Consider the following 13,975-nt stretch of genomic DNA (forward strand, 5'->3'; position numbering starts at 1 on the left):
GCGTATGGAACATTCCCGTTTCAACCTGTCACGCTGGGCGCTTGAACATCAGCCGCTCACGCGCTTCTTGCTGGTGGCGCTGTTGCTCGGCGGCATCTTTGCGTATTCCAAGCTGGGGCAGGATGAAGATCCGCCCTTCACCTTCCGCGCGATGGTCGTGCAGGCCTTCTGGCCCGGCGCCACGGCCGAGCAGATGTCGCGCCAGGTGACCGACAAGATCGAGAAGGCGCTGCAGGAAGTACCGTACGCCTGGAAGATCCGCAGCTACTCCAAGCCCGGCGAAACGCTCGTCACCTTCCAGCTGGCCGACACGTCGCCCGCCAAGGAAACGCAGCAGCTTTGGTACACGGTGCGCAAGAAAGTGGGCGATATCGCGCCGACCTTGCCGCAAGGCGTGCGCGGGCCGTACTTCAACGATGATTTCGGCGACGTGTATGGATCGATCTATGCGCTGTCCGCCGATGGCTTTACGTACCGCCAGCTCAACGACTACGCCGATGCGATTCGCCAGCAGCTGCTGCGCGTGCCGAACGTCGCCAAGGTGGAACTGCTGGGCGACCAGGACGAAAAGATCTACATCGAGTTCCAGCAGGCGAAGCTGTCGCAGATGGGGCTCGACATCAACAGCATCGCCACGCAGATCAGCCAGCAGAACAACATCGGCCCCAGCGGCGTGCTGGTCACGCCGACCGACAACGTGCAGATTCGCCTGTCGGGCCAGTTTTCGGACATCCGCGATCTGGAAAACCTGACGCTGCGCGGCCCCGGCGGCACGACGAACATCCGCCTGGGCGACATCGCCACGGTCAAGCACGGTTACGTAGACCCGCCGCACGCCAAGATGCGCTTCAACGGCAAGGAGGTGATCGGCCTGGGCATCTCGATGACCAAGGGCGGCGACATCATCCAGCTCGGCAAGGACTTGCGCGCCACGGTCGACAAGATCCGCGCAAAGCTGCCGATGGGCATCGAGATGCAGCAGGTGCAGAACCAGCCGAAATCGGTGCAGAGTTCGGTGGGCGAGTTCGTGCACGTGCTGATCGAGGCGGTGGTGATCGTGCTGGGCGTGAGTTTTCTGTCGCTCGGGCTGCATACCAAGCCGAAGCTGCGCATCGACGTGTGGCCGGGCCTGGTGGTGGGCCTGACGATCCCGCTGGTGCTGGCGGTGACGTTCTTGTTCATGAACATCTTTGATATCGGCCTGCACAAGATTTCGCTCGGTGCGCTGATCATCGCCCTGGGCCTGCTGGTAGACGACGCGATCATCGCGGTCGAAATGATGGTGCGCAAGCTGGAAGAAGGCTTCTCCAAGATGGAGGCGGCCACCTTCGCGTACACGTCGACCGCCATGCCGATGCTGACCGGCACGCTGATCACCGCCACGGGTTTCCTGCCGGTGGGGCTGGCGCGCTCGACGGTGGGCGAATACACCTTCGGCATTTTCGCGGTGACGGCGCTGGCGCTGGTGCTTTCGTGGTTTGCGGCGGTGGTGTTCGTGCCGTATCTGGGTTTCCTGCTGCTGCGGACGAAATCGCATGTGCAGGGCGGCGGGCATCACGAGCTGTTCGACACGCCGTTCTACAACCGCTTCCGCGGCTGGGTGAACTGGTGCGTGGAGTACCGCAAGACGGTGATCGTCATCACGCTGGTGGCGTTCGGGCTGGGCGTGTTTGGCTTCAAGTATGTCGAGAAGCAGTTCTTCCCCGACTCGAGCCGTCCGGAACTGATGGTCGAGCTGTGGTTGCCGGAGGGCTCCAGCTTCAACCAGACCGAAGCCGAAGCCAAACGCTTTGAAGCGCTGATGCGCAAGGAGCAGAACGTTGACAGCGTGACGCTGTTCATCGGCTCCGGCGCGCCGCGCTTCTACCTGCCGCTGGACCAGATTCTTCCGCAGACGAACGTGGCGCAGGCCATCGTGATGCCCACGTCGCTGGAGGCGCGCGAGGGTGTGCGGCAACACGTCATCGGGCTGCTCAAGTCGCAATTCCCGCATCTGCGCGGCCGCGTCAAGCTGCTGCCGAATGGTCCGCCGGTGCCGTATCCGGTGCAGTTCCGCGTGATGGGCCCGGACATTGGCGGGGTGCGCAAGATTGCCGATCAGGTCAAGGCCATCATGAGCGCCAATCCGAACACCGTCGGCGTGAACGACAACTGGAACGAGAACGTCAAGGTGCTGCGCCTGGACATCGACCAGGACAAGGCGCGCGCGCTCGGCGTGTCGACCGGTTCCATCTCGCAGGTCACGCAGACGGTGATGTCCGGCGCGCCCATCGCCCAGTACCGCGACGGCGACAAGCTGCTCGACATCGTGATGCGTCCGCAGGAAGACGAGCGCAACACGCTCGACGCACTGCAGCGCGTGCAAGTCCCGACCAGCAGTGGCCGCACCGTGCCGCTGACCCAGGTAGCACGAGTTGGTTTTGCGTGGGAACCCGGCGTGATCTGGCGCGAGAACCGCGACTACGGCATCACCGTGCAATCCGACGTGGTGGACGGCGTGCAGGGCCCGACCGTAACAGCGCAGATCAACCCCTTGCTGGATAAGATCCGCGCCGACTTGCCGCCGGATTACCAGATCAAGATTGCTGGCGCAGAAGAGGAAAGCGCCAACGCGGGTGCGTCCATCGCTGCGCAGATGCCGCTCTGCATCTTCATCATCTTCACGCTGCTGATGCTGCAGTTGCACAGCTTCTCGCGCTCGGTGATGGTGTTCCTGACGGGGCCGCTGGGGCTGATTGGCGCGGCAGCCACGTTGCTGCTGCTGCGCGCGCCGATGGGCTTTGTCGCCCAGCTCGGCATTACCGCGCTGATCGGGATGATCATCCGCAACTCGGTCATTCTGGTGGACCAGATCGAGCAGGACGTGGCGGCCGGCGTGCCGACGTGGAACGCCATCGTCGAGGCGGCCGTGCGTCGGTTCCGGCCGATCATCCTGACCGCGGCGGCGGCGGTGCTGGCAATGATTCCGCTGTCGCGCAGCGTGTTCTGGGGCCCGATGGCCGCCGCCATCATGGGTGGCCTGATCATCGCCACGGTCTTGACGCTATTGTTCCTGCCGGCGCTGTATGCGGCGTGGTTCCGCGTCAAGCGGCCCGAGGCGCAAGCGGCGGCCCCGACGGTCTGACTGACGGTCGGGCCCGGCAGCCGGTGCGAGGGAAGGGACTCGAACCCCTACACCACGCCAAATAGCGCAGGGGATGGAAACCCCCGAACGACTGCGATATAATCGCGGGCTTCCTTTCCGGCGCCCCGGCTCAGGGGCGCCGCGATCCATCCGGCGAGGGTGGCGAAATTGGTAGACGCACCAGGTTTAGGTCCTGACGCCAGCAATGGTGTAGGGGTTCGAGTCCCCTCCCTCGCACCACCGACCTCAATTCGAGGTTTCCCCAATCTGTCTCATTTGCCCGCAAAGCCATATCTCGCAAGGGATCACAGCGGAGGTGCCGTTTTGTGCGTTTCCGCTTTTTCTGGCTAAAACGCACCTTGAAATCCGCCGCTTTCCCCGAGAATTACCGGGGACTTCCCTATCTGATGGCGTCAACGCAAAAGACGGTGACAGGCTGACGGGCGCAGGTGGCCGTGAAGTTTGATGCCAAGAGCGCAGGGGCATGAATGGTTGGCACGCAGGGAGCGCGAGCTGCGTTCGATTCGGAACGGCCTGGGAAGCAAGACGCACAAGGTCGGCGACGTCCTTGACCGGTATGAGCTGAGGTCCGTGATTCACCCGTGGGGCACGGTGGCAAAATCTCAGATAGGCCCCTGGGCTGAAAGCGGATATCCGGAAGGCTGGAGTGCTTCGCGAACATTGAGGGGGAGCGGTGAAAACGGTGAAAAAAGAGATCGGACGGCGTCACCACAACATGGTCGCAGTGCTCTGCCTTTTCCTTCTCGCCAGCGTCTGCGCTGAGGCAGCGCAGGGTGCCCCGCGAGCTTGCACTCCGGAGGAGGCGCTGGCGGCAGAAGCGTCTTCTGCAGTAGCGACGTCATGGAAAACGTTGCATCGCCAATTTCGGCTGTATCGCAATTGCGACGACGGAGCCATCGCGGAAGGGTTCAGTGAAGCGGTTACTCGGCTGCTTGCCGACCGGTGGGTGACCGTGCGGGACCTTGCACCAATGATCACGTCTGATCAGGCCTTCGGCCGATTCATTGTTAGGCATGTTGATGAGACTGTACCGCCAGCTCGCCTGCAGAAGATCGCGCGGAATGCGAGCGAACGATGCCCGCGAAGTTTGAAAGGCTTCTGTGCGGATGTTCATGCAGCGACCGGGAATTGAGCATGACCAAGGGCGATCGCCTCTGGGTTGTTGAGGCCCGCAGATGGAGACATCAATTGGAACACGCCATGGAAGAGCTGATTGAAAGGTGGCATGCCTTCGCAGGCCAAACCAAGGAAGCGATTGCAGGCCAATTCAACGACGCGAGCCAAGCGCTGCTGCGGGAGGTGGTCGCCACATGCTTAGCAGATACAAGCCTAGACGGCGAGGTCTTTGCCTCTGCCGATGAGTTTGCCCAATGCGTGCTCGATCTCCGAAAAAACGAAGCGGCATGGTCGCGGGCGCTTGGTGAACTGCTGCTGAAAACTTACGAGCAGTTTGACGCCGGCCTGGCCGACGAAGCGAAGGACAGCTTGCGTCAATTCCGCGGTGATTGCCCTTGGCGGCTCTTTGCTGACATCGCTGATACGCAGGTACACAACTTCGGCGGCTAGGCCATCTAGAGCCCGGACGGATACCTGCCGGCGGTCATCATACGTTTTGAGCCGGGTGGCAAATGTGTCAATTCCAATAGGGCGGTAGCGGCGCGGGGGCGCGGGGGCGCGGCATACTGCCTTCTTATCAACCTAGACACGGGATGATTCAGTGGAGTACATGTGCAGGACGCGTTTGCCGGCTTAGGCATTTTGGTCGGTTATGTTTGGCTGACCGCTTGGGGATGGATTGAATTGGTTCGTGGTCACACTGTCCGAGGTGGGCCACTGTGGCGCGGACACTTGATCGCAGTTTTTGGCGCACATGTTCCGGCCTTCATGTTTGTCTGCGCGGCAGTAGTGTCAAGCGCTGATGAATTGGGCGACGGTGGTAAGTTGTTGATGTGGCTATGCACCTTCGGAACTTGCTGGGCATATCACCGATATGGCCGGGGAGCGACGAAGGCGCCAACACTGGTGGTTGAACCAATTTTGCGGCCCGTTTCAGGGTCATTGCGCGACCGGCTCCGTGCGTGGTGGCGGGAACTCAATTACGTGCCCGGCGACGTGCGCCAGCGGGCGCCGTCCAGCCTTCCGACGAGCGAAAGTGCAGCCGGCTCGAAAGCGAGTGGGGGCGCGACCATTCAGTCTCATTCGGTTCAGCCGCCGAGACCAGCTACGTCGGCAGCAAAGTCAGAGTGCAAGGCAGAGATCTACCTGTCAGCAGCTGTTGAACCGATCCAACTCCCCGACACAATTTCATTCCGGTATCGCAAGGCCGATGGAACGCAGCGGAGGCGCACCGTGACAGCGTTTCAGGTGGTGGACATAGGAGGCAGGGCGTACATGGACGCGCACGACCATGATCGAAAGGCGACGCGCTCTTTTCTGATCAGTCGCATTGTTGGCGAAGTTACCCGCTCAGAGTCGGGGGAGGTCATGAGCGCAGCCTCTTGGCTTTCTGCTGTAGCAATGTCGCCGGATTCGACCAGGCGGAAGGGAAGGGGCCGGCGCAAATCGGCGACATGTGATTGGCAGACAGCGGTGGTCTTCGCTGGCCTGCACCCAGCGCGGAGCGATGCCTTGGAGGCGCGCGCGTTGGAAGCCGGCTGGGACGTGCGCGAGAGAATCACGCGTTCCGTAAGACACGTGGTGGCCGGGCCATTAATGGGGTACAAGCAGCGCGAACGAGCAGAGGCACTTCGCATCCCTATGATCGACGAAGACACGGCTATCGCGCTCATGAGCCAGCGAACCGAAGGGCAATGAGCCCCTTGCGCGTTTACAGTCCATGGACAATCTCAGCATCGTTCGTACGTCGCTGGTATCCAGGCGCTGGCGAGCATCTTGTTGGGTCAGTATTTGGTCCAGGCGCTTTCGGCGGGAAGCTTTGCTGGGCTGCGGCGAGGGCCGAGAATTTCTAGCCAATTCCTGTGATGACTTCACGAGGCCGGAGGCACATGCAGGAGACCCCCGGCTGTGACACCAGAAGCGCACGCGTATTACAACTTTGTTTCTGAGATCAACGACTTGAATTTTCAAATCATTGAAAATTCAGCCGTTTTCTTGCATGTGGTTTTTTGCTCGGCCTGACTGCGTTTGGTCGTTGAGGACGGCGGCGGCCTAGCGAGCGCCAACCGTTCTCCAGGCGCCCACACCCCCATCGGGGCCCCACCTTGCTGGAGGCTCCGAGGTCATCCGAAACCGAGGCCCGCTCGGCAGCCGATCTGCCAGCTTTTGAGCAAACAAAAAAAGGCGACCACTCGGTCGCCTTTTTTGTCGGCTGTCGACATGGGATGGGCTCTAGCGCGCCGCGCCCATGCGCACGCCCGTCAGCGGGACTTCTTCGCAATGTCCTTCGCTGCTTCCTTGACGTCTCCCGCATCCTTGCGAGCTTGGCCGCCGGCCTGCTGGAGGTCGCCCTTCAGCTCACGCGCAGGGTTGTTCGTTGCTTTGCCTACGGCCTCGTTGACCTTGCCCTTCATTTTCTCGACAGTACCCTTCACTTGATCCTTGTTCATGGTCTGCTCCTTTGAAAATGCGCTCTTGCGCACTGCGAGTGGTAGCAGGCCGCGTGCCTACGTCGGCGTCGCCAATGCGCGTCGAGTGCGGCGACGCAGCATGAGGCCGCCGTATTCGGCGGTGCTGAGCAGTTGCGCTACGCGTCTGGCGTTCCGAGCGCTTTATTGATCCGCAGCGCCACCAGCGTCCCGACCACACCGGACAGCAGATACAGGCTCACCGCGCCGAGCCCGAACAACGATGACAAACCTAGCGCCACGAGCGGCGCAAATGCTGCACCGAACAACCAGCCGAAATCGGTTGTCAGGGCTGCACCCGTATAGCGGAATCGGCTCTCGAAGTTGGAGGTCACCACGCCGGCCGCCTGACCGTAGGACAACCCCAGCAGCCCGAAGCCGACCAGGATGAAGGTGTCCTGGCCAGCAACCCCGCCATCAAGCAGCCACGGCGCCGCCAGGCTGAAGAGGCCGATCAACACGGCCATTGCCGCCAACGTGGTGCGTCGACCAACACGGTCTGCAATCACGCCGGAAACGAGCGTACCCACAAACGCGATAGCTGCGCCGATGATCTGGACGGTCAGCACGGCGGGCACGCTTTGCGTCTTGCGCAGCGACACCCACGACAGCGGAAACACGGTGACCAGGTGGAACAGCGCATAGCTGGCCAGCGCGGCAAAGGCGCCGAGGAAGATGTTGAACCCTTGCGCGTTCACCATCTGCAGGGTGCTGATCGGCTCGAGCTGTTCTTCCTCGAGCAACTGCGTGTATTCATGTGTAACCACCAACCGCAGCCGCGCAAAGAGCGCCACCACGTTGATGGCGAAGGCGACGTAGAACGGATAACGCCAGCCCCACTCGATGAATTCCTGAAACGTCAGGCTGGTATAGAGGAACAGGAACAGCGCCCCGGCGATGATGAAACCGGTGGGGGCGCCCAACTGCCCGACCATGGCGTACCAGCCGCGCTTGTTTTCCGGCGAGTTCAGCGCCAGCAAGGAGGGCAGGCCATCCCAAGAGCCGCCAAACGCGATGCCTTGCATGAAGCGGAAGAGCGCCAGCAAATAGATGGCCGAATGGCCGATCGATGCGTACGACGGCAAGAACGCAATGCCTACCGTGGCCGTGCCAAGCAGGAACAAGGAGGCCGTCAGTTTGGTACTGCGCCCCCATCGGCGCTGGATGCGCATGAACAGCGCCGTGCCGAACGGTCGGCCGATAAACGCGAAGGAGAAGACCGTGAAACTGAACAGCAGCCCGGCCAGTTCACTGGCAAACGGAAAGTAGACCGCAGGGAAAACCAGCACCGAGGCGATGCCGTAGACGAAAAAGTCGAAATACTCCGACGCTCGCCCGATCACCACGCCTATGGCGATCTCAGCCGGGGCAACTTCATGGTGTCCTGGGGCGGGCGGTGCAGTGGGCGACGCGCGATGCTGGTGGGTCAGACTTGCCATCGTGGAGTCTCCATCGGGATTCGGGGGAGGGGGATGTCGTACGGCAATCAAAAAGTCCGTCATCACAAGACCAGAATAGCGCCTAAACTGCAACGACAAGTCGAAAGATCGTTGGGCCATCCCAGCGCGACGTTAACCAAACGCCACTTCCGAGACCCATGCCACGCTTCAATGCAGTAGTGACACCCCTTGGAATTACGGGAAGGTCGCTTTGGCGAGGTGCAGCAATTGCCTTGTTGGTGACCCTTACAGGTTGTAGCCACGCCGTGCTGTTGTCGCCGGCTGGCGACATGGCGGTGCGACAGCGGGACTTGATCATCATCGCGACATGTCTGATGTTGCTGATCATCGTCCCGGTGATCGTGCTCACGCTGTTGTTTGCGTGGCGGTATCGGGAAAGCGCTGAAAACGCGCACTACAACCCCGATTGGGATCATTCCACCGTGCTGGAGCTGGCCATCTGGGCCGCGCCGCTCCTGATCATCATCACGCTGGGTGCCATCACCTGGGTCAGCACCCATCAGCTCGATCCGTACCGGCCGCTGACGCGGCTGGATCAGGACCGGCCGGTGCCCGCCGAGACCAAGCCGCTCACCGTCGAAGTCGTGGCAATGGACTGGAAGTGGCTGTTCGTCTATCCCGAGCAGGGCATTGCCACCGTCAACGAGCTGGCCGCCCCGGTCGACCGCCCCATTGCGTTCCGGATCACGGCCACCACGGTCATGAACGCGTTCTTCGTGCCGTCGCTGGCGGGCATGGTCTATGCGATGCCGGGCATGGAAACGAAGCTTCATGCGGTGATCAACCGGCCCGGCGTCTATGACGGGCTCTCTTCCAACTACAGCGGCGCGGGCTTCTCGCACATGCGGTTCAAATTCCACGGACTGTCGAACGACGAGTTCGACCGGTGGGTCCAGCAGGTCAAGTCGTCGGGCACGTCGCTGTCGAAGGACACCTACCTGAAGCTCGCCAAGCCGAGCGAGAGCGAACCCGTGCAGCGCTACGCCAGCGTGGCGCCAGACCTTTACGACCGCATCCTGAACCGCTGTGTGGATGGGCAGGCTTGCCTGGCCGACACCATGGCGAGCAACCGCAACGTGAAGCGCTTCGACCCGTCGGCGGAAATCTGTACCGCCAGCAATACGGTCGATGTCATGCCCATGTTTGCGCCGGATGCGGCCATCAACGATGGTCGAAGGTTGTTGCGGTAAGCCGGGACTCGCCCGTTCGACTTTCTAGCGCTTTCCGCCCCGTTGATGTTTTTCGCCAACATTGATCGGCCAGAATTGGTCAATACAGGCCCAGGTGACATCCATGCCCGAGCGTTCTGAACTCGCCAACATCATTTTTGGCCGCCTGACGTGGGAGGCCATTCCGTATCACGAGCCGATCCTGCTCGCCACGTTCGCGGTCGTCGCGCTGGGTGGTCTGGTGCTGGTCGGCGCGCTGACGTACTTCCGCGTCTGGGGTTACCTCTGGCGTGAATGGTTCACCAGCATCGACCACAAGAAGATCGGCATCATGTACGTCGTGCTGGGCATCGTGATGCTGCTGCGCGGTTTTGCCGACGCCGTGATGATGCGGATACAGCAGGCGGTGGCCTTTGGCGACAACCTGGGTTACCTGCCACCGCACCACTACGACCAGATCTTCACCGCGCACGGCGTGATCATGATCTTCTTCGTCGCCATGCCGCTGGTGACGGGGCTCATGAACTTTGTGATGCCGCTGCAGATTGGCGCCCGCGACGTGGCGTTCCCCTTCCTCAACAACTTCAGCTTCTGGATGACCACGGGCGGCGCCATCCTGGTGATGATGTCGCTGTTTGTGGGCGAATTCGCGCGCACCGGCTGGCTGGCCTATCCGCCGCTGTCGGGCATCTTGGCCAGCCCCGATGTGGGCGTCGATTACTACATATGGGCGTTACAGATCGCGGGCGTCGGGACTGTGCTATCGGGCATCAACCTGCTGGTCACCATCGTCAAGATGCGCGCGCCCGGCATGACGTTGATGCGCATGCCGATCTTCACCTGGACGGCGCTGTGCACCAACACGCTGATCGTTGCCGCCTTTCCGGTGTTGACGGCCGCCGTGACGCTGCTCGCCCTGGACCGTTACCTTGGCACCCATTTCTTTACGGTCGAGCAGGGCGGCAGCGCGATGATGTATGTGAACCTGATCTGGATCTGGGGGCACCCCGAGGTCTACATCCTGGTGCTGCCCGCGTTCGGCATCTTCTCGGAAGTGGTGGCCACGTTCTCCCGCAAGCGCCTGTTCGGCTACGCGTCGATGGTGTACGCCACGGTCGTGATCACCGTGCTGTCTTACCTCGTCTGGCTCCATCACTTCTTCACCATGGGCTCCGGCGCCAGCGTCAACTCGTTCTTCGGGATCACGACGATGATCATCTCGATCCCGACAGGCGCCAAGATCTTCAACTGGCTGTTCACGATGTACCACGGCAAGATCCGCTTCGAGCCGCCCATGCTGTGGACGATCGGGTTCATGGTGACGTTCGTCATTGGCGGCATGACCGGCGTGCTGCTTGCGGTGCCACCGGCGGACTTCTCGCTGCACAACAGCCTCTTCCTGATCGCGCACTTCCACAACGTGATCATCGGCGGCGTGCTGTTTGGCCTCATGGCCGGCATTACGTACTGGTTTCCCAAGGCCTTTGGGTACCGCCTTGTTTCGTCGTGGGGCAAGGCGTCGTTCTGGTTCTGGTTTGTCGGCTTCTACGTCGCGTTCATGCCGTTGTACTGGCTGGGCATGCTGGGTGTCACACGCCGCATGAACCATTTCGACGATCCGTCCTTGCAGATCTGGTTCCAGATTGCCGCATTGGGTGCCTTGCTGATCGCCATCGGCATTGCCTGCTTCCTGGTCCAACTGGTGGTCAGCTTCCTGCGTCGAGAAGAACTGCGCGACACGACCGGCGACCCGTGGAATGGCCGCACGTTGGAATGGTCGACATCGTCGCCGCCGCCGCAGTACAACTTCGCCATGACGCCGCTCGTACATGACGCCGACGCCTGGTGGCAGATGAAGCAGTACGGCTACCGGCGCCCGCAGGAAGGTTTCAAGCCGATTCACATGCCCAAGGGCACCGCTGCCGGCATCGTCCTGGCGGGGCTCTCGACGCTGTGCGGCTTTGCACTGATCTGGCACATCTGGTGGCTGGCCATCGCGTCGTTTGCGGCCACGATCATCGCGGCGATCATTCACACCTTCAACTACAAGCGCGACTACTACATTCCGGCGGAAGAGGTGATCCGGACCGAAACATTGCGCACCCAACTGATGGCAGGCCATGGCTGAAACGACCGCATCCCTGCATGTGACCGGCCCCAGCGGCACCACCACGGTGGACGACATACCGCCGGGCGGCTACCAGTTCCACGTCACCGAAGAGCCGCACGTGCCGAACGGCACGCTGCTCGGGTTCTGGCTGTACCTGATGAGCGACTGCCTGATCTTCGCGTGCCTGTTTGCCGCCTATGGCGTGCTGGGCCGCGAATACGCGGGCGGCCCTACCGGGGCGGAACTGTTCGAGCTGCCGCTGGTGGCATTGAACACGTCCTTCCTGCTGCTGTCGTCCATTACGTACGGCTTTGCGATGCTGCAGCTGCAGCAGAACAAGGTCTCGGCCATGCAGATCTGGCTGGCCATCACGTGGGTTTTCGGTGCCGCGTTCCTTGCGGTGGAACTTTATGAATTCGCGCACCTGATCCACGAAGGTGCCGGGCCGACGCGCAGTGCATTCCTGACTTCGTTCTTCTCACTGGTCGGCACGCACGGGCTGCACGTGACGTTTGGCCTGATGTGGCTGATCGTGCTGATGGTGCAAGTGTCGAAGCACGGTCTGATTACGGCCAACAAGCGTCGCCTGATGTGCCTGTCGATGTTCTGGCACTTTCTGGACGTTGTCTGGATCGGCGTCTTTACCTTCGTCTACCTGATGGGAACGCTGCCATGAGCGCGCAAGATCAAACGATGAACGGCCACGGTCATGGCCACGAAGGTCACCATCACGAAGAAGAGATCGGGCCGCATGCCACGCTGGGCGGTTACCTGACGGGCTTCGTGCTGTCCGTTTTCCTGACGGCGATTCCGTTCTGGCTGGTGATGGCGAACGTCTTCGACAGATCATCGACCACCGCGGTGACGATCTTGCTCATCGGCGCGGTACAGATCGTGGTGCACATGATTTTTTTCCTGCACATGAACGCCAAGTCCGAAGGCGGCTGGAACATGCTGTCGCTGATGTTCACCTTGGTGCTGGTCGTCATCACGCTCAGCGGTTCGCTTTGGGTGATGTACCACCTGAATACCAACATGATGCCGCACATGCGGCCGGCGCAGACGACGCCTGCCGTGCTGCCGGCCCGCACGCAATAGAGGCAAGACGCTCTGCATGCGGGCTCCAGAAATCATCGTGACCGACGCCGCCGATAACGAATCGATTCAGATCATCGGCAACGGGCTGAACCACTTCAACGATACGCACGTCGGCTATGGTGACCGCCGACCGCTAGCAGTGCTCGTCCGCGACCCCGACAGTGGCGACGTCGTTGGCGGTGCGAGCGGCCGTACATCGCTCGGGCTGCTGTTTCTTGATCTCTTCCATCTGCCCGAAACGTTGCGCGGGATGGGCATTGGCACCGAGGTGTTGCGCAGGTTTGAAGACGAAGGGCGCCGACGCGGTTGTCGCTCGGCCGTGGTCTATACGATCAGCTTTCAGGCCCCGCAGTTTTACGAACGCAACGGCTGGGTACGGTTCGGAGAGGTGCCGTGCGACCCGCCCGGAACGAGCCGGGTCTTCCTCAGCAAGACTTTGTGAGTGAAGCCTTCAAGGTTTCACGTTTTCCTGCGCCGCGGCTTCGAGGTATTCCAGAAAGCGGCTGGCGACCGGCTCCGCATCGCCCGCGCGTCGCAATGACAGCACGGGCGATTCTTTTTTGTCGCCGGCCAGCGGCACAAAGCTGACGCGTGCGTCGCCGGCGTGTTGCAGTGTCTTGGGCACGAGCGCCACGCCCATGCCGAACCCCACCATCGTCACCACCGTTTGCCACAGCCGCGCCTCGTGACGGATCACTGGGCTGAAGCCGGCGTCCACGCACAGCGCGATGATGAGGTCGTGATAGTGCGGCGATACCGTGCGCGGGAAGAGGATGAACGGCTCGTGTGCGAGCGCATCGAGTTTCAGACTCTTGCGACGGGCCAGCGGGTGCGCCGTAGGCAGGCAGGCGACAAAAGGCTCCGAGAAGATCGGCGTGGAAACGACTTCCGGCGGGAACGTGCCCCAGTAGGCGCAGCCCAAGTCAATCTGTTGGCGCTGGATGGCCTGGACCTGCTCGCCGGTGTTCATTTCGCGCAGGATGATTTCCACGGCCGGATGGTCGGCCTCGAAGCGCTCCACCGCGCGCGGCAGGCCGCGATACAGCATCGAGTTGACGAAGCCGACGCGCAGCCGGCCCGCCAACCCGTGGGCCGAGCGCTGCGTAATGCGCTCGACCTCCGCCGCTTGCTGCAACAGCTTGCGTGCCTCGTCCAATAACACCTGGCCGGCGTTGGTGAGCGCCACGCTTTTGTTGGTGCGCGCGAGCAGTTGCACGCCGAGTTGATCCTCGAACTTGCGGATATCAAAACTGAGCGCCGGCTGCGAGATGAACAGCCGTTGCGCCGCACGCCCGAAGTGCAGCTCTTCCGCCACGGCAACGAAATAGCGCAGCTGTTTCAGGTCCATGGCAATCTCGGCAAACGATAAAGACAAATTATCGTACAGGACAAAACGTGTATTGGACGAT

The 13,975-nt window shown here is 61.5% G+C and carries 12 protein-coding genes and 1 tRNA gene; 9 read left to right on the top strand and 4 right to left on the bottom strand.

Annotated elements, in window-relative coordinates; genetic code table 11:
• The first annotated feature begins 4 nt into the window (after nt 1–4).
• Nucleotides 5–3,124: an efflux RND transporter permease subunit gene (locus R2676_RS21115; RefSeq protein ID WP_206273700.1), complete on the top strand. Its 3,120-nt coding sequence runs from the start codon at nt 5–7 to the stop codon at nt 3,122–3,124.
• A 153-nt stretch (nt 3,125–3,277) separates the two neighbouring features.
• Nucleotides 3,278–3,364: transfer RNA gene (locus R2676_RS21120), tRNA-Leu, on the top strand.
• 619 nt (nt 3,365–3,983) lie between these two features.
• Here the strand turns inward: R2676_RS21120 and R2676_RS21125 are convergent.
• Nucleotides 3,984–4,259: a hypothetical protein gene (locus R2676_RS21125; protein WP_206273699.1), complete on the bottom strand. Its 276-nt coding sequence runs from the start codon at nt 4,257–4,259 to the stop codon at nt 3,984–3,986.
• An 86-nt stretch (nt 4,260–4,345) separates the two neighbouring features.
• On the opposite strand from R2676_RS21125, the gene R2676_RS21130 reads away from it, so the two are divergent.
• Together R2676_RS21130 and R2676_RS26220 are read left to right on the top strand one after the other, a co-directional pair.
• The gene (locus R2676_RS21130) at nt 4,346–4,711 is read left to right on the top strand and encodes a hypothetical protein (protein WP_206273698.1); all 366 of its coding nucleotides are present in this window, start codon (nt 4,346–4,348) and stop codon (nt 4,709–4,711) included.
• 381 nt (nt 4,712–5,092) lie between these two features.
• Nucleotides 5,093–5,959: a BRCT domain-containing protein gene (locus tag R2676_RS26220; RefSeq protein ID WP_410482509.1), complete on the top strand. Its 867-nt coding sequence runs from the start codon at nt 5,093–5,095 to the stop codon at nt 5,957–5,959.
• 563 nt (nt 5,960–6,522) lie between these two features.
• On the opposite strand, the gene R2676_RS21135 is transcribed toward R2676_RS26220, so the two are convergent.
• Together R2676_RS21135 and R2676_RS21140 are read right to left on the bottom strand one after the other, a co-directional pair.
• Nucleotides 6,523–6,711 (bottom strand): CsbD family protein, encoded by a 189-nt coding sequence (locus R2676_RS21135; RefSeq protein WP_027681365.1) that lies wholly within the window; start codon nt 6,709–6,711, stop codon nt 6,523–6,525.
• A 137-nt stretch (nt 6,712–6,848) separates the two neighbouring features.
• Nucleotides 6,849–8,168 (bottom strand): MFS transporter, encoded by a 1,320-nt coding sequence (locus tag R2676_RS21140; protein WP_206273696.1) that lies wholly within the window; start codon nt 8,166–8,168, stop codon nt 6,849–6,851.
• Between the two features lie 158 nt (nt 8,169–8,326).
• Between R2676_RS21140 and cyoA the strand changes: the two genes are divergently transcribed.
• From cyoA to R2676_RS21165, 5 genes are all read left to right on the top strand, one after another.
• Nucleotides 8,327–9,379, top strand: coding sequence for a ubiquinol oxidase subunit II (gene cyoA, locus R2676_RS21145; RefSeq protein ID WP_027681367.1), 1,053 nt, complete (start codon nt 8,327–8,329; stop codon nt 9,377–9,379).
• Between the two features lie 103 nt (nt 9,380–9,482).
• The gene (gene cyoB, locus R2676_RS21150) at nt 9,483–11,486 is read left to right on the top strand and encodes a cytochrome o ubiquinol oxidase subunit I (protein WP_206273695.1); all 2,004 of its coding nucleotides are present in this window, start codon (nt 9,483–9,485) and stop codon (nt 11,484–11,486) included.
• Nucleotides 11,479–12,144, top strand: a complete 666-nt coding sequence (cyoC, locus tag R2676_RS21155; RefSeq protein WP_316887445.1) for a cytochrome o ubiquinol oxidase subunit III — start codon at nt 11,479–11,481, stop codon at nt 12,142–12,144. Before cyoB ends, cyoC begins: the two co-directional genes overlap by 8 nt.
• On the top strand, nt 12,141–12,566 hold the full coding sequence (cyoD, locus tag R2676_RS21160) for a cytochrome o ubiquinol oxidase subunit IV (RefSeq protein WP_102067292.1): 426 nt from the start codon (nt 12,141–12,143) through the stop codon (nt 12,564–12,566). The genes cyoC and cyoD overlap by 4 nt, the downstream gene beginning before the upstream one ends.
• Before the next feature lie 16 nt (nt 12,567–12,582).
• A complete protein-coding gene (locus tag R2676_RS21165; RefSeq protein ID WP_206273694.1) occupies nt 12,583–13,008 on the top strand; it encodes a GNAT family N-acetyltransferase in 426 nt (141 codons plus the stop codon).
• 9 nt (nt 13,009–13,017) lie between these two features.
• Here R2676_RS21165 and R2676_RS21170 read toward each other — a convergent pair whose 3' ends face one another.
• The gene (locus tag R2676_RS21170) at nt 13,018–13,914 is read right to left on the bottom strand and encodes a LysR family transcriptional regulator (protein ID WP_206273693.1); all 897 of its coding nucleotides are present in this window, start codon (nt 13,912–13,914) and stop codon (nt 13,018–13,020) included.
• Between the last annotated feature and the right edge of the window lie 61 nt (nt 13,915–13,975).

It is taken from the genome of Ralstonia flatus, from assembly GCF_958439105.1.
GTDB classification, from domain to species: Bacteria; Pseudomonadota; Gammaproteobacteria; order Burkholderiales; family Burkholderiaceae; genus Ralstonia; species Ralstonia flatus.